Here is a 25,611-nt window from a genome sequence, read left to right as displayed (position 1 = left end):
CTTGCTGCTGAAATTCAAATACCAGCACTCTCTCACGGGTGATGGTAGGTGAGACACTCGTTCACGTGATTCCGCGCCACGTCATCTCCATTCTGCCAGTCAAAATCGACAGGACAACTGTAGTTTCAACAATTTGGGCTCCATCTAGATGAAAAAGAAAAAACCAGTTGGAGAGGGCGTCACGCCCTCTTCCAAAGTATCTGCGGAGAGCAAGTTTCGGGCGGCGCTAGCCAGAATCATCGATGGAAGCACACTTAACGTCGAAAGGAATGCAAGGATCACTCAGAATAACGTTGCGCGTGAAGCGGGGGTCGATCCATCCGCATTGAGAGCCAGTCGCTACCCTGCATTGGTAACGGAAATTCGAGACCTGGCTGATATCGCAAGGGCAGACGTGGTGCGCATGGGACAGAAGCCGCATCGTCCGGGAAGCGAGGAGCGCCGCAACGAGAAACAGCGCTATCAGGACATGAAGCGTCAACGTGATCATGCCGCCGCGCTTCTTGCCAGCGCGGACAGCGAGGTTCTGAGGCTAATGCTCAGAGTACGGGACTTGGAGAGGCACATCGAAGAGACTTCCCCTGGAGCGGTTCGCCCGCAGGTGACCATGTTGCGCATGCCTAAGCGCTAGCATCGCCCTCAAATCATCCTCGCGCGTCCAAATATCAGGTCCACCATTGGGCCGTGGCTTCTTGCCCCCAACCTAGCTCCGTTGTCATGAGGCCGAACTTAGGTGTCATGTCACTATGGACAATGGACGTTCCTTGAATTCTCACGTTTCTGCGGCCTTTTGCTTAACTCAATCCATGTCATGTCACAGGTACACGGCCGGCTGGGCTGGCGACCGCAGCAACCGCTGCCTGTGCAGTGATGAGCGCATCAACCGCTACCGTGCGCGCGTGTCCGGCCCGTTGCTGGACCGTATCGACCTGCATATCAGTGTGGCCCGTATGGACGCAGTGGAGTTGCGGGAGAGCACGCCGCTGGGGGAGCCCAGTGCGGCGGTACGTGCACGGGTGGAAGCCGCCCATGCCAAGCAGCAGGTGCGTGGCGGGCTCAACGCGCATCTGCCGCCGGCGGCACTGCGGGCCTGTACCCGACTGAGCGAGGCAGATCAGGACATGCTGGAACAGGCCATCGAGCGCCTGCAGCTGTCGGCGCGGGCGATGCACCGGATTCTGCGGGTGGCGCGCACGATTGCCGATCTGGCGGGTTGCGAAACGATCCAGACGGCGCATCTGGCCGAGGCCATTGGCTACCGGCAGCTGGACCGGGGGAAGGCGAGCACGTAATCGCAGCGGGCAGAATCAGGCCGCGTCATGCGGGCACACGTTCAAAAAGATCCGGCAGCCATTCCGGCTTGAACAGGGAAGCAGGCTGTTCTCTCATCTCTTCTACGCGCCACCATTTCCACGCCCTGATCGTGGCATTTTCCTCCTCCGTCCACCCGTCACGCTGGATGTCGGGCTGGTTGGGGCTGCGGACCAGAAAATACTCTTCCAGCCATCGCGCGGGCGTTGATCGGGCGACCGCGTAGACGGCATCGCGCGTTTCCAGCCGCACGCCTATCGGCAGATCCAATCCGGTCTCCTCCCTGAGCTCACGCCGTGCGGCGTCCGCATATCCCTCCCCGGGCAGAAGCTCCCCGCCCGGTGTAGCCCAGAAGGGAGCGTGGTGTTCATCGTGATACCGGAACAGCAACACCGCATCCTCAGCAACGATCACAAGGCGTGCAGATCGTCTGATTTCCATCGTTTCCCGTCCTTACCAGCCCGCCCCAGAATAGGCCAAAAGCAGGCGGACCAAGAGAAAGCCATCAACGCGTGTCGATTCCTGGCCAGTGATTCACTTTCCCAGGATGGGCGCCTGTCGCCGGACGGCAACGGACGCCATGCGGCGGCTGACAAGGCCGAAGAGGTCCTGCAGTTCGGCTGCGCGCTCGGGCGTGCTGTTGCTGCCGAAAAGCACACGCGCCAGCGCGGCTTCACGGGTGTCATGCGGGAACCGCAGGCGGTCCCGGTACACCTTCTGGCACACCAGCCAGGCCCGGCGCAGCCCACCGCCGGGCAGCGGGCGGACCACGCGTTCGTAGACCTGCCAGAACTGGTACTCGCCCTGCAGATCGATCGCCGGCGCCACGGACAGAGCCTGCCGGGGCCATCCTGGGCCCCGGATGCCGAACAACGGGGTTCGCGGGTTGTGCTGTGCCATGCCAACAGGATGACCCAGCAACATTGTGGGAACCTTGCGTCGCCGCCAGAAAACCCCTGTTGTTTGCGCAAGGCGGGTTTCTAGGCGGGTTTTGGGGGTCAGAGCCCTTTGCTGCGCAAAGGGATCTGACCCCGATCACGGGGTGGCTGCGGGGTCGGATCCCTTTGCGCAGCAAAGGGCTCTGACCCCACCTTCATCGCCTCAGAACGCCATCGAGGTACTGAACATCAGCTGCCGTGGCGCGCTGCGCTGCAGGGTCTGGTAATCCCCCGAGAACGACGAGCCGGCAATGGTGGCGGTGCCGATGTTGTGGCGGTTGAACAGGTTGCTCACGTCCAGCCGCAGCTCCAGGCCGGGCACCGCGCTGTCGGCACCGAAGCGGTAGGCGGCATAGGTGTTGACCTGCCAGAACGTCGGCACGCGGATGTCGTTCTCGTAGGTGAAGGGCTGGCGCAGGTAGGAGGTGCTGGTGGCGCCAAAACGCCAGTCACCGAAATGCGCTGACAGGTCGCTGACCAGCGAGATCTGCGGGTAGCCCGGCTGCGCGTTGCCCTTGATCGGGTACACCGTGTCGCCCACCACGAAATCGCTGTCGTAGTACGAACGGGCCACGGCCACGCCCTGGTAGAACTGCAGGTGGTCAGTCAGGTCGGCGGTGATGCCGAGGTCGGCACCGATCACGTGCATCTTCGGCATCAGCCGCACGGTGTTGATCTGTGCGAACTGGGTGCCGATGGCGGCCGACAGCAGTCGGTTGCGGATGTCGTTGTAGAACACGTCGCCGGTGATCGTCAGCCGGTCGAAGCGATGCGATGCGCCCACGGTGAGGTTCCAGTTCTTCTCCGGGCGCAGCGTGCCGGCCACGCGGTCGAACTCCTCCTGGTCGGTGATGGTCCACGCCGAGGCGGTGTAGCCGATGTTGCCGCGCTGGGCCACGCGATAGCCGTTCATGGTATTGGCCAGGTCGATGAAGGCATCGGTGGATTCGGTCGGGCTCCAGAACAGCGAGACGTGCGGCAGGAAGTTGCTCTTCGCGCGCAGCGTGCCGTTCACCGGCCGGTCCTTGGCGTCACCGAGGCCGCCGCCGCGGGTGCGGAAGTCCACGGCCTTGAAGCCGACACCCAGCTTCAGCGTGTCGTTCAGCACGATGTCGTCCTGCAGGTAGAACTGGCGCGAGCGGGTCACCCAGCTCGATGCGTTGTCGGTCTTGAACGCGGGGCCGTACACATCGAACGGACCGGTGGCCTTCAGCGGCGGGCCCTCGCCCAGCAGCGGCTGCTGGTACCACTCGGTCTTGGCGGCGGCCTTGCTCTTCTCCTGCCAGAAGCCGGCGGTGACGGTGTGCGCGCCGGTCTCGAACTGCAGGTTGACCATGCCGCCCAGCCGGTTGAGGCGCGGGGTCTGCACCTGTTCGGAGAACGGCGCGCCGTTGGGCGACGGCACGTTCGGGTCGGTCAGCGTGGCCTGGGTGTGGCTGTTGGCGTTGTACAGCTGCACGTTGCCGCTCAGCGCCGGACTGATCTGGAAGCGGTGGTTGATCGAGGACACGTGGTCACGCGTGCTCTGGCCGGTGTCGTAGGGAATAAGCCCGGACAGTTCACCACAGGTATAGGCGCCGCAGGATTTGTCTGCGTTCTCCGGCGAGGCCACGTAATACGCCCAGGCGTAGTCCGGGTAGAAGATGTCGGCCTTCCAGCCCAGCTTGCGGATCATGTCGAAGGAAATGTTGTTGTAACCCCAGACCTTGGCCTTGCTGTCGGACAGGAACACGGTGACATCGCCCCAGGCGACGTCCTGCTGCAGCTTCAGGTCGCCGCGCAGGAAGTTCTGCGTGCCCTCGCCCTGGTACTTGTCGGCGGACACGCGCTGCAGGTCGACCAGCACTTTCGGGCCATGCTCGCCGAGCTGGCCGCTCTGCCCGGATACGGTGGTGACCAGCGTGCTGTTGCTGCCCACGCCCTGCTTCACGCGCAGGCTGGGCGTGTCCTGCAGGTCGCGCAGGCGGTATTCCAAGCTCCCGCCGTTGACGCTGCTGGAGAACACGCTGACCGGTGCGCCACCGGGGCTGACCGTGATCGCGCCGATGCCATCGGGCACGCCCACGTTCACCACGCTGGTGCCGGTAAGCGAGAGGAAGCCGTTGTCATTCAGCGGCACGCCTTCGAAGGTGATGCCCATTTCGTTCATGCGGAAGCCGCGCACGAACAGGCTGGTGGCGGAGATATCCAGGCCCAGCCCATCGGTGGCGGTATAGCTCGCGCCCGGCACCTGCTTCAGCATGGCCAGGCCATTGTTGCCGGTGACCATCGCGTCGAGGTCCTCGGCCTTGATGATGTAGCGGTTGGGACCGACCACCTGGGTCGGTGCCACGGCCGCGCCGCGCGGCGTGGCGATGACCTGCAGGGCGTTGAGCGTGGTGGGCGTGTCGAGCGCGGCGTCCTGCGTTTCTGCAGCGTACGCAGGTGCGGTGATGGCCGCGATGATGGCCAGGGCGAGGCGCGTCGTGGGTGGGGTGTTCATGGCAGTAGATCCAGGGTGCAGGGAGAGAGCCGCGCAGGCGCACGCCCAGCGCGTTGCAGCGCCGGTGTCGGCGCCCTGGCTGGCGGTGCGATTGCGTTGAGAGAGCGACGGCGCGGTGCGCGCCGGTCAGCAGAGGAAGACGATCATCTGCCGCAGGATTCGATGGCGTGATTTCGACGTGCGAAATTCTTGCATCGCGCTGCCGCATCCGCCATTGCGCGGTGGTACAGCGCCGATGGCGGTGGGGATGGGTGGGCTATACGTGGGTATAGACCCAGGTCGGCGCTGGCCGCCTGCGTGTGCCAACCAAGGTTGGCACCTGCCGGGGCGAATGGGGCCTGGTAGAGGCCGACCCTGGTCGGCGCTGGCCGCCTGCGTGTGCCAACCAAGGTTGGCACCTGCCGGGGCGAATGGGGCCTGGTAGAGGCCGACCTTGGTCGGCGCTTGCCGTCTGCGCGTGCCAACCAAGGTTGGCACCTACCGGGGCGAATGGGGCCTGGTAGAGGCCGACCTTGGTCGGCGCTTGCCGATTGTGTGTGCCAACCAAGGTTGGCAGCTACCAGAGCGTAGGGACGCGCGGTTACTGCAGGACGAAACGCTCGATCGCGCGCGCCACGCCTTCATCGGCATTGCTGCTGGTCTCAAACCGCGCCACCGCCTTCACCGCATCGATGGCATTGCCCATGGCCACGCTGGTACCGGCGTACTGCAGCATGGTGAGGTCGTTCTCCTGGTCGCCGATGGCCATCACGTTGGCGCGGTCGATGCCCAGGTGCTCGGCCAACTTCTGCAGGCTCGGCCCCTTGCCGGCGCGGTGGTCGAACACTTCCAGGAAGAACGGCGCGCTCTTCAATACCGCGAAGCGCTCGGTCAGCGCGCTGGGCAGGCGCGCGATGGCAGCGTCCAGCACCTCGGGTTCGTCGATCATCATCAGCTTGATGAAGGACATGGACGGGTCCATGTCTTCCACGCGGCGATACGACAGCGGCATCCGCGAAAGATGCGAGTCGGCCACGGTGTAGTAGCTGATGTCCTGGTTGGGCGTGTACATGCGCTGGCTGTCCAGCGCCTGGAAGTGCACGCCCAAGTCGCGGGCGACCTGCTCGCAGAACAGGAAGTCGTCGAAGCTGAGCGGATACTCGACCACGGTTTCGCGCGTGCCGATGCGCTGCACCAGGCCGCCATTGCAGGCGATGCAGTAGTCGTCGTTGCCGGTGATGCCGAGCTCGTGCAGGTACGGCGCCAGGCCGGGAACCGGGCGGCCACTGGTCAGCACGATGTGCACGCCCAGTGCGCGCGCCTGCGCGATGGCCTTCCTGGCGCGGGGGGTGAGCTGGTGCGACGGGTCCAGCAGCGTGCCATCCATGTCGATGGCGACCAGTTCGATGGTCGATTGCCTGCGGCCCATGTCCATTGCGTTCAACTCATGCGGGGCACGGCAGTTTACCCCCTCATGCCCGGTTCACCTCTTTGCCCACCTTGGCCGGGATACTGCAGGAGCCTGTGCGTCCCCCACCGCAGGACGGCCCATTGACCGCCCTTCCCTGGAGAACCTTGCGACGCATGACCTACCGTGCCCCCGAAACCAATGACAGCGCGCCCCTGGCCCAGCAGATCGAGCAGATGATCGACGAGCTGCCCGGCGACCAGGTGAGCGTCGGCACCCTGCTCAGCGCGCTGGGCGATGAGGGCCTGCTGCTGGTCGTGATCCTGCTCTCGGCCATCTTCATCATCCCGGTGTCGATTCCCGGGCTGAGCACGGTGTTTGGCGCCTCGATCCTGCTGATCGGCCTGAGCCGGGTGCGCAACCGCCCGCTGTGGGTGCCGCAGAAGCTGGCGCGCCGCGGGATCGCCACCGACAAGCTGAAGGCCAACCTGGGCCGTGCGCTGAAATGGGTGCACCGCATGGAGCGGCTGTCGCGGCCGATGCGGCTGGCGGTGATGGTGCGCTCGAAGAAGATGATGCGCCTGAACAACCTGATGCTGGTGTTCGCGACCCTGCTGCTGATGGCACCGGCCGGGCCGATTCCCTTCAGCAACACGCTGCCGGCGCTGGCGCTGATGTCGTTTGCGATTGGCTTCATCCAGCGCGATGGTGCGGCGGTGGCAGCCGGCTACGGCTTCGTGGTGGCCACGGTGGTGTACTTCGGCGTGCTGCTGGGCGGCGTGGGATTTGCCGCCGAATCGGTGTTCAGCGGGTTCCGCAGCAGTACCGCCGAACTGTAGAGCCGAGCCCATGCTCGGCTGCTGTTCGCTCGGTGCACGGAAACCCGCGCGCTGCGCGCGTAAGCCGAGCATGGGCTCGGCTCTACAAAGGCCGGATCCACAGCAGTCGAGCGTGGCTCGACGCTACACAGCTATTTCGCCGACACCCGCCACACCACGTCGCCCACGTCGTCGGCCACCAGCAGTGCGCCCTCGGCATCCATCGCCATGCCCACCGGCGCACCCATCAGGGTCTTCTCGTCCTTCGAGGTGAAGCCGCTGACCACGGTCTGCGGCCGCCCGGTCGGCTTGCCGTCCTTGAACGGTACGTAGACCACTTCGTAGCCACTCAGTGGCGAGCGGTCCCAGCTGCCGTGCTCGCCGATGAAGGCGCCGCCGTGGTACTGCGCCGGCAGTGCCTGGCCGGTGTAGAACAGCAGGCCCAGCGGTGCCACGTGCGAGCCGATGGCATAGTCCGGCACGATCGCCTTGGCCACCAGGTCCGGCCGCTGCGGCTGCACGCGCTCGTCCACGTGCTGGCCGTAGTAGCTGTAGGGCCAGCCGTAGAAGCCATCTTCCTTCACCGAGGTGAGGTAATCCGGCACCAGGTCGGCACCGATCTCATCACGCTCGTTGGCCACGGCCCACAGCTGGCCAGTGCTCGGCTCCCAGTCCAGCCCGGTCGGGTTGCGGATGCCCGACGCAAAGATGCGGCTGCCACGGGTAGCTACGACCACCTCCAGCACGACCGCGCGGCGGTATTCGACGGCCAGGCCATTTTCAGTAATGTTGCTGTTGGAGCCGACGCCCACGTACAGCTTGCTGCCATCGCGGCTGGCCAGCAGTTCCTTGGTCCAGTGGTGGTTGATGGTGCTGGGCAGGTCGGTGAACTCGCGGCCCTTGTCGGACATGCGGGTTTCGCCGGGCACGTAGTGGTACTGCATGATGTTGCCGGTGTTGGCCACATACAGCGTGTCACCGATCAGCTGGATGCCGAACGGCGAGTGCAGGCCTTCGATGTAGACGTGCTGGGTCCAGGTGTTGGTGCCTGGCGAGCGGCGCAGCAGGGTGACCCGGTTGCCGCCCTTGCCAGCCTTGCCCGAGCGCGCCTTCACCTTGCCGGCGATCCACTGCTTGGGTGTGGTGACCGGCTCTTCGCCGGGGCCATTGCCTTCCACCACCAGTACATCGCCGTTGGGCAGGGTCAGCAGCCGGCGCGGGTGCTGCAGGTTGGCGGCGATGCGCTCGATCTTCAGGCCTTCGGCCACCGTGGGGGCCTGGCCGTCGGCCCAGCCCACGCCCTTGGGCACCTGCATCGGCGGCATCAGGAAGTTGGCCGGCTTGGGCAGTGGCGGCTGCGGTCCCGACTGGTCGGCCGGATGGTATTCGGCCTTGCCGGCGCAGGCCGACAGGGTGACGGCCAGTGCCAGCGCGGCCACGGTGGGCAGGATGTGCTTAGCCATGACGACCTCCCTGCAGCACCGGCGGCTGCAATGACAACAGGATCAGGCCCAGGGCGATCAGGGCCACGGTCAGCGCCGACAGGATCGTGCCCGGCACAGCAACGGCATACGCATCGCGGCTGTGCACGAAGGCGTTCCAGATGGCCAGCACCACCGCGACCAGGTTGAGGAAGAAGTCGATGCGGTCGATGCGGGTGGCCGTGCCGTTGCGGCGCCAGACCGCGAACAGGTTGATCAGGCGCGGCACGATGGCGATCAGCAGGCCGAACGTGATCAGCCAAGCGGCGGCCTTGCCCCACATCACCTCGGCGCTGTTGAGATAGATCGCGTCGAAGATCAGTGCACCGACGAAGAAGCCGAAGGGTATCGGGTTCAACAGGCTGAACAGCGTGGTGCCGAGGCCGCGATGGGCCTGGGCGAGCGGATTGACCATCATCGTGCTCCGTGCGGAAGGGTGCACGGGCTGTAGTAGCACAGCGCGATGTGAGGGCGCGCGATGATGCCCCGGCGGCGCTGCCACACCCACCGGGCAGGCACCGCGTTACGCGGGTTCGTCCTCGCGCACCTCGTGGAAGGGCAGCATCGTCTCGAAGCCGAATTCGTGTTCCATGCTGGTGCGGACCAGGCCGCCGATGGCGTAGTAGCTGGTATTGGCGTGTACATCGATGCCACAGGGACCATCCTCAGCCAGCAGGTGCAGTGTCTGCGCCCTACGCATCTTCACTCTTTCCTCCTGCAGCAGCGCGCGTCGGTGCCGCTTCATCAGCAAGCGCAACTGTTTGATCGTCGTGATATTGAATGTGGCGAGCGCCGGCAGCAGCTCGGCGATATCCGCATCGGTCCAGTAATCATGGCGACGGTGGTACATCGACAGCACCACCTTGCGGATGGCGGCAACCGAGAGCGGGGTCTGGTCTGCGCGCGCACGTGCACGCTGGCGTTCCTTCTTCATGTGTCTTCACCTGCATGTGGTTACCCGAGTTTCCCGCACCCGAAGCAAGCGCGCGAAGATGGCGTGAAGGCATTCGCGCGCCCTGTCATAACCTGACGTACTAAGTGTTTGTGACGCAATTTGCATATTCGTACATTGCGGATGTGAAGAGGTAGGGGGTTCTCCGTTGTGTCGCGTTTGGCTCGTTGCGATGGGGCAGTTCCGCCCCGCCGTCCTGCCATGCCGATTCACAACAGAAGGATTCGTGTATGAAGCGACACACGCAACGCTCCGCGCCACCGCGCTCTGCGCGCCTGGCCCTTGCCACTGCCCTGGTGCTGGGCAGCCTGGCCGCCACCGCGCAGGCCCAACAGGCCGATCCGCTGGCGGGTATCCAGTGGCACCTGCTCAACACCGGGCAGACCGTCCCGGCCGACACCCTGCCGGTGGCCGGCAACGACCTGAACGTGGATGGCCTGTTCCGCAACGGCATCCGTGGCCAGGGTGTCACCATCGCCATCGTCGATGATGGCCTGCAGATCGCGCATCCGGACCTGGCGGCCAACGTGGCGGCGGTGGCCGGCAAGAACTTCACCAACGGCTCGAACAACCCCACCCCGACCAACCCGGACGTCGACAACCACGGCACCATGGTCGGCGGCATTGCTGGCGCGGTGGGCGCCAACAACCTGGGCGTACGTGGTGTGGCGCCGGCGGCGACGCTGAAGGGCTTCAACCCGATTTCGCGCTCAGCCCTGGGCAACCAGCAGAGCAACATCGAGTACGCCTGGTGGGACGGCGCGGAGTCGGCCGACGTGCAGGTGTTCAACAACAGCTGGGGCGCCGGCCCGGGCAATCCGAACCTGCCGCTGGCGTACAGCGAAAACACGATTCGTTCGTATGAGCAGGCACTGTCTGGTACGCGCGGTGGCCGCGGCGGCATCTACGTGAAGTCGGCGGGCAACAACTTCAACAATGCCTCGATCAGCCAGACCCAGGATGTCTGCACCACCGACACCAAGAACCGCAACACCGGCTGCGTGCCGGCCGGACGCGATCCGCGCAACAACCTGTTCAACGTGATCACGGTAGGCGCGGTGCGTGCCGATGGCGTGCGCTCGTCGTATTCCTCCACCGGCTCGGCGCTGTGGGTGTCGGCCTTCGGCGGCGAATACGGCCTGCAGGCCCAGTACGCCCCCGGCCTGGTGGCACGCGCCTACGACCCGGCCATCGTCACCACCGACGTGACCGGGTGCGCGCAGGGCAGCAACAAGAACACCAACCGCCAGAACACGCTGGACAGCAACCTGTCGGCCATCGACAGCACCTGCAACTACACCGCCAAGATGAACGGCACCTCGGCGTCAGCGCCGATGGTCTCGGGCGTGGCGGCACTGGTGCTGGAAGCCAATCCGAACCTGTCCTATCGCGATGTGAAGTACATCCTGGCCACCACCGCCACCCGCAACCACCCGAACCAGCCGGCGGTGACGCTGGCCGACGGCCGCACGCTGGTGCCGGGCTGGACGGTGAATGCTGCCGGCCGTGCCTACAGCAACTGGTATGGCTTCGGCGTGGTCAACGCTGCACGCGCGGTGCAGGTGGCCGAGAACTTCCAGTCGCTCGGTGCGCTGGTCGACAGCGGCTGGCGCAACACCACGCGTACCGTGGCCATCGGCAACACCTCGGCCGCCGCTGCACGCCTGACCTTCCAGTTGGCCAACGGCGCGCGCAACATCGAAAGCGTGCAGCTGGGCTTCCGGGTCAACCACCGCAACACGCGCCAGCTGCAGTTCGTGCTGGTGTCACCCAGCGGTACCCGCAGCGTGGTGCAACCGGCGTTCACCGCGATCGGTTCGGGCACGGGTGGCGCGCAGAGCAACTTCACCAGCTGGGACCTGCTGTCCAGCAATGCCTTCCTGGATGAGAACGCCACGGGCACCTGGACGCTGGAAGTGACCGACATGGGGCAGGCCGCGACCGCTGCATCGCGTGGCAACCTCGAATTCTTCAAGATCCGCGTTCTGGGGCACTGATGATGAAGACCACCATTCTGTTGAGCACGCTCGCCTTCGCGGCGATGACCTTCCCTGCCTGGGCACAGAGCTCGGGGCAGACCCCTCCGGCCAGGACCCTGTCGACCGTGGATGCTCAGGAACTGAAGGCGTCCGCTACCGGCCGCTCGTTCGATGTGGGCGGCACGCGTTTCCAGCTGTCGCCCTCGGCAACGGTAAAGCAGGCCAGCGGCGGCCAGTTCACGATCACACCGCAGGCGGCGGCGACCACCAGCTCGCGTACCAAGCGTTCGCTGGATGGTGCCGCGGCGGCGCCTGCTGATGCCGGTGCCGGCAAGTTCGCGGCGGCGGTCTCCCGTGACGGAGCGCCGGTGGTGGCGACCTCGCGGGTCAAGGTGTTCTTCACCGATGCAGCATCGGCCCAGCGCGCGGCTACGGCCACCGGTGGCACCGTGGTGAAGGTGTCGAAGGCTTCGGGCCAGGCCATCGTGGAGTACCCGTCGGTGAACGCGGCACTGGATGCGACCACCAGGCTGCTGTCCACCGCCGGTATCCGCGCCACCGAGCCGGACGTGGTGCAGTGGGAAGAGACCAAGTAAGGCGTTGAGCGGTGCCCCGGCCGGCTGGCTCTCCTGGCCGGCCGGGGATTGGTGTGGGGGTGTGCCGACCAACGGTCGGCACCTGCCGGGGCCGCGCGCATGTAGAGCCGAGCCGATGCTCGGCTGCTGTCTACGGGGTGCCGCAGGCGCGGTGCGCGCGGCGCCGAGCATGGGCTCGGCTCTACAGCTGTGCCAACCAAGGTTGGCATCTACCAGGAGCAGATTCGGACGTGCCAACCAAGGTTGGCACCCACCGGCGTTACCGCGCGGCCAGTGTGCCGCTGTGCTTGAGGTGGCAGCTGGCCAGCGCGTCGTTGCCGGCGGCCGGGTGGCCGGGCTCGAGCAGCAGGCGCTGCACGTCCGAGAACAGCTTTTCCACCGGCATGCCGTACGGCGCGAACAGGCGCAGGCGGCCCTGGCGGTCGAACACGTAGCCGCCGGCAATGTGGCTCATGGTGTAGGTATCCGGTACCTGACCGGGTTCCTTTTCGTAGAACGCCTTGAAGTCGCTGGCCATCGCGGCCAGCTGCGCATCGTTGCCAACCAGCGCGATTGCCTTGGGATCGAACGCTTCCACATAGGTGCGCGCGACCTCGGGCGTGTCGCGGGCCGGGTCGACGCTGACGAACACCACCTGTAGCTGATCGGCATCCTTGCCCATCAGGTGCTTGACCTGGCTCAGCTCGACCATCGTGGTCGGGCACACGTCCGGGCAGCTGGTGAAACCGAAGAACAGGTAGGTCACCTGCCCCTGCAGGTCCTTCGGGCCACGCACGGTGCCGTGGCTGTCGGGCATCGACCACTGCTGGCCAAGTTCTTCGCAGGCGATGTCCTTCGCATAGAAGTCCATGCGCGACTGCGCGCTGCAGCCGGCCAGCAGGCCGAGCAGCAGGCCTGCGGCCAGGCGCAGGCCACGATGGGGGAACGCAATGCCTTTCACGGTTCGCAGGCTCAGTTGATCATCATGTGGTAGTGCATGCTCCAGATGATCCAGACCGACAACGCGACGACGATGAACAGGATCACCAGGGTGAACACGAAGCTGGCCAGGTTCCAGCCACCTTCGGACTTGCGGTCCATGTGCAGGAAATAGACCAGCTGCACCAGGATCTGCGCCACTGCGAAGCCGACCAGCAGGAACAGCGTGAGCGGCCGCGACAGCACCGGATTCATCACCAGTGCGAACGGCACCACGGTCAGCAGCGCGCACAGCACGAAGCCGATCAGGTAGGACTTGGTGGAGCCGTGCGCATTGCCGGCGCGCGAGGTTTCGACGTGGGCCATGTCAGAAGGCTCCGATCAGGTAGACGAAGGTGAAGACGCAGATCCACACCAGGTCCAGGAAGTGCCAGAACAGGCTCAGGCACGACACGCGGGTGATGTTGGTCGGGGTCAGGCCACGGCGGTAGACCTGGTGCATGACCACCGCCATCCAGATCAGGCCGCTGGCCACGTGCAGGCCGTGGGTGGCGACCAGCGCGAAGAACGCCGACAGGTAGGCACTGGTGCTCGGGCCCGCGCCTTCGTGGATCAGGTGCGAGAACTCGTAGATCTCCATGCCGATGAACGAGGCACCGAGCACGAAAGTCACGCCCAGCCAGCGCAGCACCGCCGAGGCATCGTGGCGATGCATGGCCAGCACGGCCTGGCCGTAGGTGATGCTGGAGGCCAGCAGCAGGAAGGTCTCGGCCATCACGAACGGCAGCGAGAACAGGTCCTTGCCGGTGGGGCCACCGGCGTAGGCGGTGCTGAGCACCGCGTACGAGGCGAACAGCGAACCGAACAGCACCAGGTCGGACATGAGGTAGACCCACATGCCGAACACCTTCATGCCGCCCTGTTCGTGGCCGTGGTCGTGCTCGTGGTGGTCCTCGTGCGCCTGCGTGTCGCTGGCCAGCTCGGGGCGGGTCAACAGGTTCATGCGCGTACCTCCTTCAGCTTGGCAAGGTTGGCCGCTTCGGTGCGCGCCACCTCTTCGGAACTGACGTAGTAATCCACGTCCTCGTCGTAGGACCGCACGATCAGGGTCACGATCATCGCGATGAAGCTGGCCGCGGCCATCCACCAGATGTGCCAGACCAGGGCGAAGCACAGCACCAGGATCCAGATGTTGAGGATCAGCGGCACGCCGGTGTTCTTCGGCATGTGGATAGGGGCGTACGTCTTCGGCGGCGGCGGCAGGCCGCGCTTCTTCGCTTCGTGGAAGGCATCCAGCTCATCGGCCTTGGGCACCACGGCGAAGTTGTAGAACGGCGGCGGCGACGGCGTGGCCCATTCCAGCGTGCGTGCGTTCCACGGGTCGCCGGTCAGGTCCAGGTTGCGCTTGCGGTCGCGCACGCTCACGTAGATCTGCACCAGCATCAGGATGATGCCCGCGAACACGAACAGTGCACCGATGAAGGCGGCGATCAGGTACGGCGTCCACGCCGGGTTGTCGTACTGGTTCATGCGGCGGGTCATGCCCATGAAGCCCAGCATGTACAGCGGCATGAAGGCCAGGTAGAAGCCGATCACCCAGCAGGCGAACGACCACTTGCCCAGGCGCTCGTTGAGGGTGAAGCCGAACACCTTCGGGAACCAGTAGGCGAAGCCGGCCAGGTAGCCGAACAGCGCGCCGCCGATGATGGTGTTATGGAAGTGGGCGACCAGGAACAGGCTGTTGTGCAGCAGGAAGTCCGCGCCCGGGATGGCCAGCAGCACGCCGGTCATGCCACCGATGGTGAAGGTGACCAGGAAGGCGATGGTCCACAGCATCGGTACGCTGAACTCGACGCGGCCGCCGTACATGGTGAACAGCCAGGTAAAGATCTTCACGCCGGTGGGGATGGCGATGATCATCGTCATGATGCCGAAGAAGGCATTGACGCTGGCACCCGAGCCCATGGTGAAGAAGTGGTGCAGCCAGACGATGAACGACAGGATGCCGATCGCCAGCGTGGCGCCCACCATCGACTTGTAGCCGAACAGCTTCTTGCGCGCGAACGTGGCGGTGACTTCAGAGAAGATGCCGAACGCCGGCAGCACCAGGATGTACACCTCCGGGTGGCCCCAGGCCCACACCAGGTTCACGTACATCATCGGGTTGCCACCCAACGTGTTGGTGTAGAAGTTGAAGTCCAGGTAGCGGTCCAGGGTGAGCGCACCCAGCGCCACGGTCAGGATCGGGAAGGCGGCGATGATGATCACGCTGGTGACCAGCACGGTCCAGGTGAACACCGGCATCTTCATCAGGGTCATGCCCGGCGCACGCATGCGCAGGATGGTGATGAACAGGTTGACGCCGGTCAGCAATGTGCCGATGCCCGAGGCCTGCAACGCCCAGATGTAGTAGTCCACGCCTACGCCCGGACTGAACTCGATGCCCGACAGCGGCGGATAGGCCACCCAGCCGGTCATGGCGAACTCGCCAACGCCCAGCGAGATCATCATCAGCGCGGCGCCAACCACGAAGATCCAGAAGCTGAAGGCGTTGAGGAACGGGAACGCCATGTCGCGTGCGCCGATCTGCAGCGGCACGATGATGTTCATCAGGCCGACCACGAACGGGGTGGCCACGAAGAAGATCATGATCACGCCATGCGCGGTGAAGATCTGGTCGTAGTGCTCCGGTGGCAGGAAGCCATCACTGCCTGGCCCGGCCGCGGCCAACTGCGCGCGCATCATCAGCGCGTCGGCGAAGCCACGCACCAGCATGACCAGCGCCACTACCACGTACATGATGCCGATCTTCTTGTGGTCCACGGTGGTGAACCAGTCGCGCCAGAGCACGCCCCATAGCTTGAAGTACGTCACCGCGCCAAGCAGCGCGAGGCCACCCAGCACCATGGCCGCCAGCGTGACCACGACGATCGGCTCGTGCAGCGGCACGGCCTCCCACGTCAATTTACCCAACATGTTCGTTACTCCTGGGAAACCTGGGCACCACCGGCAGCACCCGCCGGGGACGCAGCAGCGGTGTTCTCACCGACGCCGATGAACTGGTCGATGACCTTCTTGAACAGCAGCGGTTCGACGCTGGAGAAGTGCTGCACCGGCGCGTTCTTCGACGGTGCGGCCAGCGCCTTGAACTGGTTGAAGTCCAGCGCCTGTGGTGCGCTGCGTACCTCGGCCACCCAGCGCTCGAACTCCTCGTTGCTGCTGGCGGTGGCAATGAACTTCATGTTCGAGAAGCCATGCCCGCTGTAGTTGCCGGACATGCCACGGAACTGGCCGGGCTCGTTGGCGATCAGGTGCAGCTGCGTGCGCATGCCGGCCATCGCGTAGATCTGCCCACCCAGCTGCGGGATGAAGAAGGTATTCATCGTCGAGTTGGAGGTGATGTTGAACGCCAGCGGGCGGTTGGCCGGGAAGTTGAGCTGGTTGACCGTGGCGATGCCCAGGTCCGGGTATACGAACACCCATTTCCAGTCGGTGGCGATCACGTCCACGTGCAGCGGCTCACCGGCCACGTCAAGCGGCTTGTACGGGTCCAGTTCGTGGGTCGACTTCCACACGATCACGGCCAGGCCGGCAATGATCAGCAGCGGCACGCCCCAGACCACGATCTCCACCTTGGTGGAATGCGACCAGTCCGGCGTGTATTTCGCCTTGGTGTTGCCGGCGCGGAAGCGCCAGGCGAATACGAAGGTCAGCACGATGGCCGGTATCACCACGATCAGCATCAGGCCGATGCAGATCAGGATCAGGTCGCGCTGGGCGAGCCCGACCATGCCCTTCGAATCCAGCAGCACCCAGTCACAGCCCGACAGGCCGACGCAGGCCAGGGCGACCAGCGCCAGGCGGATGCGGTTCCAGCAGATATTCATTGGAGGTCAACCCTGTTGAAGAAGCGCGCTTGACCGGCTCGCCTGCGCGCAGCGCCCGGGCGTGGAGCGGCTACACTGTGGGTACGAGGTCGCCTACAAGAGAGCGATCCACTCCAATCAAGCCCATACAAGATACATCATTGTATGGACTTGTGCATCTGCACGTATGGAAAAACTGACCGATGACGCCACCTGCCGCCGGCCGCCGCCTGAAACACCCCAATCGCACCTGGGTTCGCCCCTTCCGCGAGGGCGCTGGCCCGCTGTACCTGCAGATCGCCCAGCAGGTGCGCGAGGCAGTGGATGACGGTGTGCTGCGTCCGGGCGACCGGCTGCCGCCGCAGCGCGACCTGGCCCAGCAGGTGGGCGTGGACCTGACCACGGTCACCCGGGCCTTTGCCGAGCTGCGCCAGGCTGGCCTGCTGGATGCGCAAGGCGCCGGCGGCACCTTCATCGCGCTGTCGGCCGGCAACCGCAGCACCTCGGTGGACCTGAGCATGAACATCCCGCCGCTGCTGGGCAGCGCGCCGTTCGCACAGGGCATGGAGGCCGGTTTCCAGCACGTGGGCCAGCAGCTGGGCCGGGGCGAACTGATGAGCTACCACGTCGGCGCCGGCACCCGCGAGGACCGCGCCGCCGCCGTGCAGTGGCTGTCACCGGTGCTGGGCACGGTGGGTGCCGACCAGGTGGTGATCTGCCCCGGCGCGCAGACCGCACTGTGCGCACTGATCCTGGCCCGCACCCAGCCGGGCGAGCTGATCGCCGCCGAGCAGCTGACCTACCCGGGCCTACTGGCCGCCGCGCGCGTGCTGCAGCGGGGTGTGGTGCCAGTGGCGATGGATGCCGAAGGCATGCTGCCCGAAGCGCTGGAAGAGGCCTGCCAGCTACGCCGCCCGCGCCTGCTGTACCTGGTACCGACCATCCAGAACCCGACCACGGCGACGATGTCGGCACAACGCCGGCAGGCCCTGCTGGCGGTTGCCAAGCGCCACGATCTGACCGTGATCGAAGACGATCCCTACTGGTTGCTGGCCGGGGACGCCGCACCGCCGCTGGCCGCCCACCGCGACGCCGGCTGCCCGGTGTATTACATCTCCACCCTGTCCAAGTGCCTGGCACCGGGCCTGCGCACCGCCTACCTGGTGGTGCCGGGCGGCGAACCGATGGAACCGGTGCTGGACGCCCTGCGTGCGATCGCGCTGATGCCGACCCAGTCAATGGTGGCGGTGGCGTCGCAGTGGATCCGCAGCGGCCAGGCCCAGGACATGGTGCAGCGCTTCCAGCAGGAGCTGCGCGAGCGCCAGGCGATTGCCGCGCAGTACCTGCCGTCCCGCGCGCGGGCGCACCCGGCCGGCCTGCACGTATGGCTGCCGCTACCGCCGCGGCTGGACCAGTACCGGCTGATCCAGGCCGCACAGGAACAGGGGCTGGGCATCGCCAGCTCGGACGCCTTCAGCGTGGAGGAACCGCCACCGGGCAACGCGATCCGCCTGTCGCTGGGCGGCGCAGTTGACCAGGATGCGCTGGCCGGGGCGCTGGCCAAACTGAACGAGATCCTGTCTGAGGCCCCCGAGGCCCGGCACAACGCCATCGTCTGAACCGGGCGCATGGCGCCGAATCCATACAAAATGATATTTTGCATGCAATGTATGGATGAAGGGACGCGTCGATGCGCGCCGAGAGACTGAAGTTCCACCTGGTAATGGCCGGCTGTGGTGGCTTTGTGGTGTTGATGCTGGCCGCGCTGGCCTGGGTCTGCCTGCAGCCGCAGACCGTGGATGTGCAGGCCGCCGAGCGCCACGCCATCGAGCAATGCGTGCAGCGCAGCGAGGATCCGTCGCGTAGCGAGATCCAGCGTCGCGCGCAGGCCGACTCCTGCCGCGAGATGCGCAAGCAGTACGTGCACAAGTTCGGCGGGGAGGCGTCCTGATGGGCGCAGCCGCGCCGCGCCGCCGCTGGCTGCTGCCGACGATGATCGCCCTCGCCTGCCTGTTCATGGCCGGCGTGGCGGCTGCGCTGTGGCAGTACTTCGGCTACAGCGCGCAGTCGACGTTCACCGAACAGGCCATCGTCTTCGACGACTCGCAGCTGCGCCTGCCGTCCGATCTGGCCGGTGATACCGGCCGCATCCGCGTGGTGCACTTCTGGGACCCGGCGTGTGCCGTCTGCAACCGCGAAACCGGCGCACACCTGAGCTACCTGATCAGCATGTACCGCCGCGCCGGCATCGACTTCTATGCGATCCGCCGCCCCGGTACCCACGGCGAACTGCCTGAGCCGCTGCGCAACAAGGTGATCAACCTGCCGACCATCGACGGCATCGAACACATCCCGGCCAGCCCTGCCGTGGCGATCTGGGACCGGCAGGGCCACCTCGCCTATGCCGGCCCGTACAGCATCGGCATGGTCTGCAACTCGGCCAACAGCTTCGTCGAACCACTGCTGGACAGACTGGTGCGCGGCGAAACCGTGCGCCCGAAAGGACTGCTTGCCGTGGGCTGCTACTGCCCCTGGCAGGCCAAGCGCTGAGGACGCGCAATGACACCACTGACGCTGGCCGCTGTGGCCGCCACAAGCAATAACGGCGGTCACCTGTCCGAACCGACCGATGGTTATGGACAGGCTCCCGCCGTTGGAAGCAACGATACGCCCCGACATGCTCCGTACATGCCGCGACCGGATGTCGCAGCCCGCGAATGGGTGCAGGACGTGCTCGCGCACAACGGTCCGATCTACCTGCGCATCGTCAATTCGCTGGAGCGCACGGTGCGTCGCGGTGGGCTTGCACCAGGACAACGCCTGCCCTCGCAGCGTGCGTTGGCGCAGCAGCTCGGCGTCGACCTGACCACGGTAACGCGGGCGTTCGACGAAGCGCGCAAGCGCGGCCTGATCGAGGCACGCGGGCCACAAGGCAGTTTCATCGCACCACCCAAGGCCGGCTTCGACCAGGTGGTGGACCTGAGCATGAACGTGCCGCCGGTGCCCGATGCCGATGCGCTGGCCGAGACCCTGCGCCGCGGTGCCGCCGCCGTGCTTGCGCGCAGCAACGCGCCGAACCTGATGACCTACCACCTGGGCGGCGGCAATCCCACCGACCGCCACGCGGCAGCGCGCTGGCTGCAACCGATGCTGGGCGCGGTGGAGGATGCCAGCCTGTTGCTGACCGAAGGCGCGCAGGTGGCGCTTGCCGCGATCCTGGTCAGCCAGGGCCGCGACGATGATGCGATCCTCTGCGATGCGCTGGTCTATCCGGGCCTGCTGCAGGCCGCCGCCGCACTGGGCCGGCGGCTGCTGCCGGTGGACAGCGACGAACACGGCATGTGCCCCGATGCGCTGGCCCGGCTGGCACGCGAAAGCGGCGCGCGGTTGGTCTATCTCAACCCCACCTGCCAGAACCCGACCGCGCTGACCCTGCCGCTGCAGCGGCGCGAAGCGCTGGCGCGTGTTCTGGAGAGGGAAGGCCTGCTGGCGATCGAAGACGATCCTTACTGGCACCTCGCCGAGGATGCACCGACACCGCTGGCGGCGCTGGCACCGCGCCATGTGTTCTACGTGGCGACGCTGTCGAAGGTGATCAGCCCCGGCCTGCGCACTGCGTTCGTGCAGTGCCCAAGCGCTGCGCACGCCGAGTCGATGACGGCTGCATTGCGGGCGACGCGGTTGATGGGTCATCCGCTGGTCTCGGCGTTGGCCAGCCAGCTGCTGCTGGATGGTTCGGCGCAGTCACTGCTGGCCCAGGTGCGCACCGAGGCACGCGAGCGCATGCGCATGGCGCGCTACCTGCTGGCGCCTTCGCTGCTGCTGCGCGCCGAAGGCCTGCATGCCTGGTGCCGGGTACCAGCGCCATGGACTGACGCCACCCTGGTGCGTACCGCACAGCTGCAGGGGCTGGCGATCGCGCCCTCATCGGCGTTCTGCCCGCCGGGGGTGCAGCATCAGAACGGCGTGCGGCTGTCGCTGGGGCTGGCGGCCGATCGCCGGCAGCTGGAAAGTGCGCTGCGACGGATTGACCGGTTGTTGTTGTCGGACGCGTTGCCGGCGATCGAGCGGTAGCCCTGGAATGGGATGTGCCGACCAACGGTCGGCACCCACCCGACCGGTAGTGCCGGCCGCTGGCCGGCGGAAGACTCCTCAGCACGGTTGGAATGTGCCAACCAACAGTTGGCACCCACCCGACCGGTAGTGCCGGCCGCTGGCCGGCGGAAGATTCCCCGGCACGGTTGGAATGTGCCAACCAAGGTTGGCACCCACCCGATCGGTAGCGCCGGCCGCTGGCCGGCGGAAGATTCCCCGGTACGGTTGGAATGTGCCAATCAAGGTTGGCACCCACCCGACCGGTAGCGCCGGCCGCTGGCCGGCGGAAGATTCCCCGGCACGGTTGGAATGTGCCAACCAAGGTTGGCACCCACCAAAGCAGGGTCAGGCCAAGGCGGAGAGGGCCTTCACCAGCGCATCCATCTGCTGCGGCCGGGTGAACACCGACGGCGTCACCCGCACGCAGGCGCCGGAGTCCAAGCCGTCGCGATGGGTGGTGAACACGCGATGCTCATCCAACAGGCGCTTCTGCAGCGCGATGTTGTCAGCCACGCTGGTGCGCCCGCGCAGGCGGAAGCTGGCCAATGCACTCGCCAACGCCGGATCCGGCGAAGACAGTACTTCGATGTGCGCCATCTGCCGCGCCGGCAGCGTCCAGCGCTCGCGCAGGTAACGCAGGCGCGCCTGCTTGTTGTCCGCACCGATGCGCTGGTGCAGGGCAATCGCCTCCGGAAGTGCCAGGTAAGCGGCGAAGTTGACCGTGCCGGTATGTACGCGGCTGCCCACGCGGCCGTCGTCGGTCTCGCCCATGTACGGGTCGAGGTCCGCAACGCGGCCCCTGCGCACGTACATCGCGCCGACACCGACCGGTGCGCCGATCCACTTGTGCAGGTTGATGCCGACGAAATCGGCCTTGAGCTGCGGCACCGCGTAGTCGATCTGGCCGAACCCGTGCGCCGCATCGACGATCACGTCGATACCGCGTGCGCGTGCACGCTCGGCGATCTCGGCCACCGGCAGCACCAGCCCATGGCGATGGCTGACCTGGGTCAGCAGCACCAGCTTCAGGCGTGGCAGCCGCGCGAACGCGGCCTCGTAGGCCTGCAGGATCTGCGCATGGTCGGGCACCACCGGCAGCGTGATGCGCTCGACCTGCACGCCACGGCGCTGCTGCAGCCAACGCATCGCACCGATCATGCTGTCGTAGTCGATGTCGGCGTACAGCACCTGGTCGCCGGGCCGCAGGCGGTTGTAGCCACCGATCAGCGCCAGCATCGCTTCGGTGGCGCCACGGGTCAGTGCGATCTCGTCGGCGCCCACGCCCAGCAGTTCGGCCACCTGCCGCTGCACCGCCATGTACTGCACCGGGAACTCATGACGGCCGTACCAGGCGTTACCACGGTTCACCTCGGCGGTGTGGCGCTGGTAGCTGGCCAGCGTCTCGCGGCCCATCGCGCCCCAGTAGCCGTTCTCCAGGTGGTTCACTTCATCGGTGATGTCGAAGTGGCTGGCCACGGCGGCCCAGTAGCCTTCATCGCGGGCCAGCGCGTCCGGCGCTACGGTCGTTGCGGGAATCTGCATGGACGCAGCGTAACCCGCGGCAGCCATGGCGGGCAGTGAAGACAGCGCAGCTGCAGCCGGCAGCAGTGCACCGGCACGCAACAGGACGCGGCGGTTGCGGTCCATCAGAAGCTCAGCCGGTACTGTGCGTACAGGTTGGCACCGTCGGTGTCGTACGGCGCATTGCGCGAGTAGACCAGGCCGCGACTGGCCTGGAAGGTGGCTTCGTCCGGATAGCGGTCGAACACGTTGTCGGCACCCACGCGCAGGCTGTGATGTTCGTTGATGCGATAGCCGACGGCCAGGTCGAGGAAGCTCATCGCACCAAAGCGCTGGTAGATATCGCCCACCGCATTGCCGCTGGAATCGGTCCAGGCACCGTAGTAGCGCATGCGCGCCATCAGCGACCAGGCACCGATGTCCCAGCTGCCGGTCAGGCTGCCCTTGTGCTCGGGCAGGCGATCTTCGAACAGCACGCGCTGGGTCTCGTTGGTTGCCACCGAGGTGCTGCCGTTGTCCACGCGGGTGCGGTTGTAGTTGTAGGCCAGGGTCAGCGTCATGCGGCCCGCGCCGAGGTCGCGCAGGTAATTGCCGACCACGTCCACGCCGGTGGTGGTGGTGTCGAAGTCGTTGGTGAAGTAGTTCACCGAGGTATAGCCCAGCGGATTGGGCGTACCGGCCGGAATGGCGAAACTGGCCGACTGGCTGAAGCGGTCGGTGAGCTTGATCTGGTAGACATCCACCGAGCCGGACAGGCCCAGGTCGGTGCGCCAGGTCAGGCCCAGCGATGCGGTACGCGATTCTTCCGGCTTCAACGGCCTGGCACCGAGCAGCTGCGCCAGCGGATCGTTCGGCGACAGGCGGCCGCTGGTGAAGATCTGCAGCGTGCGCGTATCCAACCCCTGGGTGGTGCTGGTGGTGTTGAGCTGCGCCGGCGTCGGCGCGCGGAAGCCGGTGGACACGGTGCCGCGCAGGGCGACGTCCGGGGTGATCGCGAAGCGCGCCGACAGTTTGCCGTCCAGTGTGCTGCCGAAGCTGGAGAAGTCCTCATAGCGGCTGGCTGCACCGATGCTCCAGCGCTCGCCCAGCGGCACTTCCATGTCCACGTAGGCGGCCTTGCTGCGCTGGCTCCACTGCCCGGCCTGGCTGGCCGAGAAGCCCGGCGCGCCATTGGAGTTGGCCTCCAGGCCCCCGGCCGCGCCCGGACCCACCGCGTACGAGGCCGGATCACCGGCGCGCACCTGGTAGGTTTCCTGGCGGAACTCGCCACCGAAGGCGACGTTGATCGGCTTGGACAGCGCAGCCACGTCCCATTCGTAGTTGAAGTCGGCGTTGGCGTTCTTCTCGGTCTGGGTCAGGCGGCCGAGATCGAAGTCGGTCGGGCTGGCCGGGCCGAGCGAGGCATTGATCGAGTTCTTCAGGCGATAGTCGATGGCGTTGCGGCCATACGAGGCGCTGACATCCCAGCGCAGCTTCGGCGTGATCTCGCCGCGCAGGCCACCGACCAGCTGCAGGTCGTTCTGCACGTTGCCGTACTGCGGGCTGAAGCCGACCGGATACAGCGAGCGCAGGTTCCAGCCCGGGAAGATGGCGGTGGTGCGGTACGCGCCGGTGGTGGTGTCCGGGTTGCGCCAGTTGAAATCGCTGACGCCATCGCTGTGGCTGTACAGGCCAAAGGCATAGAGCTCCAGCGTATCGCTGGCGTTGGCCTTTACGTTGAAGCCGACGCGGCGGCTTTCCAGTTCCGGCTGGCCCCAGCGCTGCACCGGGTTGGGCACCTCGAGCTCCGGATGCGCGGCCTGGAAGGCGATGGCATCGGGGCGCTGGCGGGTGCGCGAGGTGGCGTCGGAGGTGGACGATTCGGCGAACAGCACCAGGCTGCCATAGTCGCCCAGCGACCAGCCGGTGCGCGCACTGAAATCGCGCGAAGCACCGTCGCCCTGCGCGTACTGCGAGTAGCCGGCGGTGATCTCGCTACCCGGCCCATCCTCCAGGATGATGTTGATGACGCCGGCGATGGCGTCCGAGCCGTACTGCGCCGACGCGCCATCACGCAGCACCTCGATGCGCTTGATCGCGCTGGTTGGAATCTGTGCCAGATCAGCGGCCTGTGCACCACGGTTGCCGAGCAGCGCGCTGCGGTGGAAGCGGCGACCGTTGACCAGCACCAGGGTCTGGTCCGGCGACAGGCCACGCAGCGTCGCCGGACGCACGAACACCTGGCCGTCCGCCATCGGCAGGCGCTGCACCACGAACGACGGCACCAGCTGGGCCAGCACGTCCTTCAGGTCGGTGGATTCGACGGACCTGATGTCTTCCTTGCTGAACACATCCACCGGCGCCAGCGTTTCGAACTGGGTGCGGTTGGACGCGCGGGTACCGGTGACCAGCATCGCGTCGAGCTGGGTGGGCGCGGCGCGGCTGCCGCCGGCGGCATCGACCGCATCGGCCTCCGTTGCGATCGCGCCTCCTGCGCTGGCCATGGAAAGGGCAAGGAGGATGGAACGCGAAAGCTTCGAACGATGCACGGCAGGGCTCCGGGAGGACGCGACAGGGCCAGCACCTGTGCGCACACAACAGGCCTGGACAAGGCGCGCAGTCTCGGCGCGATGTGTGAAGAAGGCATGACGTCAGTACGACAGCTTGATGCGCCAACCAAGGTTGGCCCCTGCCAGGGCTCATCCGTAGATCCACGCCATGCATGGGTGGCAATGCAGACCCACGCCCCATCCCCGCACACAGCGGCTAGCCGTTGGCGTCGTCGCCAAAGCCGAAACGGGCCGGCCGTGCCGTTCGCAGCGGAACGAACATCATGGCGGCGAACACCACCAAGGCGGGGGTGGACATGATCCAGATGCCCCTGTTGCGAATCCCGATCCCCATGAAGTCGACCTGCAGATCGCCGATCCATTGCAGCTGCGTCAGTATCATCACCAGCCCGCCGATAGTCGCGCACGGCAACCCACCGTGACCGGCCCCCAACAACGTCGGTGTCAGAAACCCGCCCAGCAACGCGAAGCCGACACGGTACACCCAGGGATTGCCGCGCCACCGTGGTGCGCCGAACAACATCAGCAGCATCAGCGCCAGGGTCAACAGACTGGGAAGTACCCAGAGGGCAAGCAGCATTTCGATCATCTCGATCATCGGCCGGGCTCCGCTGGCCTGGCATCCCCCGTCGTCGATCGCATCTCCCTGCCCCCCATCACGTCCATGAAGCGCGCATTGTTGCCGGTACGCAGGCAGACGCAAAGCCCCGGCAGCGCA

General features: G+C 66.0%; 24 protein-coding genes. 9 read left to right on the top strand and 15 right to left on the bottom strand.

Going from position 1 to position 25,611, the window contains the following annotated elements; translation table 11 throughout:
- Nucleotides 1–148 precede the first annotated feature (148 nt).
- Both VG561_RS13635 and VG561_RS13630 read left to right on the top strand, forming a co-directional pair.
- A complete protein-coding gene (locus tag VG561_RS13635) occupies nt 149–631 on the top strand; it encodes a hypothetical protein (protein ID WP_164124072.1) in 483 nt (160 codons plus the stop codon).
- Between the two features lie 115 nt (nt 632–746).
- A complete protein-coding gene (locus tag VG561_RS13630) occupies nt 747–1,292 on the top strand; it encodes an ATP-binding protein (protein ID WP_423179682.1) in 546 nt (181 codons plus the stop codon).
- A 25-nt stretch (nt 1,293–1,317) separates the two neighbouring features.
- Here VG561_RS13630 and VG561_RS13625 read toward each other — a convergent pair whose 3' ends face one another.
- From VG561_RS13625 to yidA, 4 genes are all read right to left on the bottom strand, one after another.
- The gene (locus VG561_RS13625; RefSeq protein WP_111205634.1) at nt 1,318–1,752 is read right to left on the bottom strand and encodes an NUDIX hydrolase; all 435 of its coding nucleotides are present in this window, start codon (nt 1,750–1,752) and stop codon (nt 1,318–1,320) included.
- Between the two features lie 93 nt (nt 1,753–1,845).
- Nucleotides 1,846–2,235 (bottom strand): hypothetical protein, encoded by a 390-nt coding sequence (locus VG561_RS13620; protein WP_111205635.1) that lies wholly within the window; start codon nt 2,233–2,235, stop codon nt 1,846–1,848.
- Between the two features lie 177 nt (nt 2,236–2,412).
- The gene (locus tag VG561_RS13615; protein WP_423179681.1) at nt 2,413–4,731 is read right to left on the bottom strand and encodes a TonB-dependent receptor; all 2,319 of its coding nucleotides are present in this window, start codon (nt 4,729–4,731) and stop codon (nt 2,413–2,415) included.
- A gap of 580 nt (nt 4,732–5,311) precedes the next feature.
- Nucleotides 5,312–6,145, bottom strand: coding sequence for a sugar-phosphatase (gene yidA / locus VG561_RS13610; protein WP_142235086.1), 834 nt, complete (start codon nt 6,143–6,145; stop codon nt 5,312–5,314).
- A gap of 149 nt (nt 6,146–6,294) precedes the next feature.
- Here yidA and VG561_RS13605 point away from each other — a divergent pair, with 149 nt between their 5' ends.
- The gene (locus tag VG561_RS13605; RefSeq protein ID WP_032958795.1) at nt 6,295–6,957 is read left to right on the top strand and encodes an exopolysaccharide biosynthesis protein; all 663 of its coding nucleotides are present in this window, start codon (nt 6,295–6,297) and stop codon (nt 6,955–6,957) included.
- Between the two features lie 131 nt (nt 6,958–7,088).
- Here the strand turns inward: VG561_RS13605 and VG561_RS13600 are convergent, their stop codons facing one another.
- From VG561_RS13600 to VG561_RS13590, 3 genes are all read right to left on the bottom strand, one after another.
- Nucleotides 7,089–8,399, bottom strand: coding sequence for a PQQ-dependent sugar dehydrogenase (locus VG561_RS13600; protein WP_423179680.1), 1,311 nt, complete (start codon nt 8,397–8,399; stop codon nt 7,089–7,091).
- A complete protein-coding gene (locus VG561_RS13595; RefSeq protein ID WP_041863928.1) occupies nt 8,392–8,832 on the bottom strand; it encodes a DUF2231 domain-containing protein in 441 nt (146 codons plus the stop codon). Before VG561_RS13595 ends, VG561_RS13600 begins: the two co-directional genes overlap by 8 nt.
- A 108-nt stretch (nt 8,833–8,940) precedes the next feature.
- The gene (locus tag VG561_RS13590) at nt 8,941–9,351 is read right to left on the bottom strand and encodes a hypothetical protein (protein ID WP_142235084.1); all 411 of its coding nucleotides are present in this window, start codon (nt 9,349–9,351) and stop codon (nt 8,941–8,943) included.
- Nucleotides 9,352–9,599: 248 nt separating this feature from the next.
- On the opposite strand from VG561_RS13590, the gene VG561_RS13585 reads away from it, so the two are divergent.
- Both VG561_RS13585 and VG561_RS13580 read left to right on the top strand, forming a co-directional pair.
- Nucleotides 9,600–11,366 carry a S8 family serine peptidase gene (locus VG561_RS13585; RefSeq protein ID WP_049408020.1) on the top strand — a complete coding sequence of 589 codons (1,767 nt, stop codon included), beginning with the start codon at nt 9,600–9,602 and terminating at the stop codon, nt 11,364–11,366.
- Nucleotides 11,366–11,944, top strand: coding sequence for a hypothetical protein (locus VG561_RS13580; protein ID WP_014648726.1), 579 nt, complete (start codon nt 11,366–11,368; stop codon nt 11,942–11,944). The genes VG561_RS13585 and VG561_RS13580 overlap by 1 nt, the downstream gene beginning before the upstream one ends.
- A 259-nt stretch (nt 11,945–12,203) precedes the next feature.
- On the opposite strand, the gene VG561_RS13575 is transcribed toward VG561_RS13580, so the two are convergent.
- From VG561_RS13575 to cyoA, 5 genes are read right to left on the bottom strand one after another with little or no spacing between them, the layout of a single operon-like run.
- Nucleotides 12,204–12,884, bottom strand: a complete 681-nt coding sequence (locus tag VG561_RS13575; protein ID WP_014648727.1) for an SCO family protein — start codon at nt 12,882–12,884, stop codon at nt 12,204–12,206.
- A gap of 11 nt (nt 12,885–12,895) precedes the next feature.
- Nucleotides 12,896–13,228 (bottom strand): cytochrome o ubiquinol oxidase subunit IV, encoded by a 333-nt coding sequence (gene cyoD, locus VG561_RS13570; RefSeq protein ID WP_006399830.1) that lies wholly within the window; start codon nt 13,226–13,228, stop codon nt 12,896–12,898.
- A gap of 1 nt (nt 13,229) precedes the next feature.
- Entirely contained in the window at nt 13,230–13,865 is a 636-nt protein-coding gene (gene cyoC, locus VG561_RS13565) for a cytochrome o ubiquinol oxidase subunit III (RefSeq protein ID WP_423179679.1), read from the bottom strand.
- On the bottom strand, nt 13,862–15,838 hold the full coding sequence (gene cyoB / locus VG561_RS13560) for a cytochrome o ubiquinol oxidase subunit I (RefSeq protein WP_032958781.1): 1,977 nt from the start codon (nt 15,836–15,838) through the stop codon (nt 13,862–13,864). Before cyoB ends, cyoC begins: the two co-directional genes overlap by 4 nt.
- A 5-nt stretch (nt 15,839–15,843) precedes the next feature.
- Nucleotides 15,844–16,749: a ubiquinol oxidase subunit II gene (gene cyoA, locus VG561_RS13555; RefSeq protein ID WP_014648731.1), complete on the bottom strand. Its 906-nt coding sequence runs from the start codon at nt 16,747–16,749 to the stop codon at nt 15,844–15,846.
- Between the two features lie 182 nt (nt 16,750–16,931).
- On the opposite strand from cyoA, the gene VG561_RS13550 reads away from it, so the two are divergent.
- The 4 genes from VG561_RS13550 to VG561_RS13535 all read left to right on the top strand — a co-directional run bounded on the left by VG561_RS13550 (nt 16,932) and on the right by VG561_RS13535 (nt 20,802).
- On the top strand, nt 16,932–18,347 hold the full coding sequence (locus tag VG561_RS13550; RefSeq protein ID WP_262093680.1) for a PLP-dependent aminotransferase family protein: 1,416 nt from the start codon (nt 16,932–16,934) through the stop codon (nt 18,345–18,347).
- Nucleotides 18,348–18,418: 71 nt separating this feature from the next.
- The gene (locus VG561_RS13545) at nt 18,419–18,679 is read left to right on the top strand and encodes a hypothetical protein (RefSeq protein WP_262093681.1); all 261 of its coding nucleotides are present in this window, start codon (nt 18,419–18,421) and stop codon (nt 18,677–18,679) included.
- Complete coding sequence (locus VG561_RS13540; RefSeq protein WP_032958773.1) at nt 18,679–19,278, top strand: DUF6436 domain-containing protein; 600 nt, start codon at nt 18,679–18,681, stop codon at nt 19,276–19,278. Before VG561_RS13545 ends, VG561_RS13540 begins: the two co-directional genes overlap by 1 nt.
- A 9-nt stretch (nt 19,279–19,287) precedes the next feature.
- Nucleotides 19,288–20,802, top strand: coding sequence for a PLP-dependent aminotransferase family protein (locus tag VG561_RS13535; RefSeq protein ID WP_180835006.1), 1,515 nt, complete (start codon nt 19,288–19,290; stop codon nt 20,800–20,802).
- Nucleotides 20,803–21,168: 366 nt separating this feature from the next.
- On the opposite strand, the gene VG561_RS13530 is transcribed toward VG561_RS13535, so the two are convergent.
- From VG561_RS13530 to VG561_RS13520, 3 genes are all read right to left on the bottom strand, one after another.
- Nucleotides 21,169–22,470 carry an aminotransferase class V-fold PLP-dependent enzyme gene (locus tag VG561_RS13530; RefSeq protein ID WP_262087793.1) on the bottom strand — a complete coding sequence of 434 codons (1,302 nt, stop codon included), beginning with the start codon at nt 22,468–22,470 and terminating at the stop codon, nt 21,169–21,171.
- Entirely contained in the window at nt 22,470–24,872 is a 2,403-nt protein-coding gene (locus VG561_RS13525; protein ID WP_262093682.1) for a TonB-dependent receptor, read from the bottom strand. Before VG561_RS13525 ends, VG561_RS13530 begins: the two co-directional genes overlap by 1 nt.
- Nucleotides 24,873–25,089: 217 nt before the next feature.
- Nucleotides 25,090–25,491 (bottom strand): hypothetical protein, encoded by a 402-nt coding sequence (locus VG561_RS13520; protein WP_014648738.1) that lies wholly within the window; start codon nt 25,489–25,491, stop codon nt 25,090–25,092.
- Nucleotides 25,492–25,611: the final 120 nt, after the last annotated feature.

The organism is Stenotrophomonas sp. CASM110 (genome assembly GCF_049384345.1).
GTDB lineage: Bacteria > Pseudomonadota > Gammaproteobacteria > Xanthomonadales > Xanthomonadaceae > Stenotrophomonas > Stenotrophomonas muris.
This window is presented reverse-complemented; position numbering and strand designations above follow the sequence as displayed.

Bases quoted from the DNA above. Each gene is read 5' to 3' on its own strand.
- VG561_RS13635 (WP_164124072.1), top strand. From the start codon at position 149: ATGAAAAAGAAAAAACCAGTTGGAGAGGGCGTCACGCCCTCTTCCAAA.
- VG561_RS13630 (WP_423179682.1), top strand. From the start codon at position 747: ATGGACAATGGACGTTCCTTGAATTCTCACGTTTCTGCGGCCTTTTGC.
- VG561_RS13625 (WP_111205634.1), bottom strand. From the start codon at position 1,752: ATGGAAATCAGACGATCTGCACGCCTTGTGATCGTTGCTGAGGATGCG.
- VG561_RS13620 (WP_111205635.1), bottom strand. From the start codon at position 2,235: ATGTTGCTGGGTCATCCTGTTGGCATGGCACAGCACAACCCGCGAACC.
- VG561_RS13615 (WP_423179681.1), bottom strand. From the start codon at position 4,731: ATGAACACCCCACCCACGACGCGCCTCGCCCTGGCCATCATCGCGGCC.
- yidA (WP_142235086.1), bottom strand. From the start codon at position 6,145: ATGGACATGGGCCGCAGGCAATCGACCATCGAACTGGTCGCCATCGAC.
- VG561_RS13605 (WP_032958795.1), top strand. From the start codon at position 6,295: ATGACCTACCGTGCCCCCGAAACCAATGACAGCGCGCCCCTGGCCCAG.
- VG561_RS13600 (WP_423179680.1), bottom strand. From the start codon at position 8,399: ATGGCTAAGCACATCCTGCCCACCGTGGCCGCGCTGGCACTGGCCGTC.
- VG561_RS13595 (WP_041863928.1), bottom strand. From the start codon at position 8,832: ATGGTCAATCCGCTCGCCCAGGCCCATCGCGGCCTCGGCACCACGCTG.
- VG561_RS13590 (WP_142235084.1), bottom strand. From the start codon at position 9,351: ATGAAGAAGGAACGCCAGCGTGCACGTGCGCGCGCAGACCAGACCCCG.
- VG561_RS13585 (WP_049408020.1), top strand. From the start codon at position 9,600: ATGAAGCGACACACGCAACGCTCCGCGCCACCGCGCTCTGCGCGCCTG.
- VG561_RS13580 (WP_014648726.1), top strand. From the start codon at position 11,366: ATGATGAAGACCACCATTCTGTTGAGCACGCTCGCCTTCGCGGCGATG.
- cyoD (WP_006399830.1), bottom strand. From the start codon at position 13,228: ATGGCCCACGTCGAAACCTCGCGCGCCGGCAATGCGCACGGCTCCACC.
- cyoC (WP_423179679.1), bottom strand. From the start codon at position 13,865: ATGAACCTGTTGACCCGCCCCGAGCTGGCCAGCGACACGCAGGCGCAC.
- cyoB (WP_032958781.1), bottom strand. From the start codon at position 15,838: ATGTTGGGTAAATTGACGTGGGAGGCCGTGCCGCTGCACGAGCCGATC.
- cyoA (WP_014648731.1), bottom strand. From the start codon at position 16,749: ATGAATATCTGCTGGAACCGCATCCGCCTGGCGCTGGTCGCCCTGGCC.
- VG561_RS13550 (WP_262093680.1), top strand. From the start codon at position 16,932: ATGACGCCACCTGCCGCCGGCCGCCGCCTGAAACACCCCAATCGCACC.
- VG561_RS13545 (WP_262093681.1), top strand. From the start codon at position 18,419: ATGCGCGCCGAGAGACTGAAGTTCCACCTGGTAATGGCCGGCTGTGGT.
- VG561_RS13540 (WP_032958773.1), top strand. From the start codon at position 18,679: ATGGGCGCAGCCGCGCCGCGCCGCCGCTGGCTGCTGCCGACGATGATC.
- VG561_RS13535 (WP_180835006.1), top strand. From the start codon at position 19,288: ATGACACCACTGACGCTGGCCGCTGTGGCCGCCACAAGCAATAACGGC.
- VG561_RS13530 (WP_262087793.1), bottom strand. From the start codon at position 22,470: ATGGACCGCAACCGCCGCGTCCTGTTGCGTGCCGGTGCACTGCTGCCG.
- VG561_RS13520 (WP_014648738.1), bottom strand. From the start codon at position 25,491: ATGATCGAGATGATCGAAATGCTGCTTGCCCTCTGGGTACTTCCCAGT.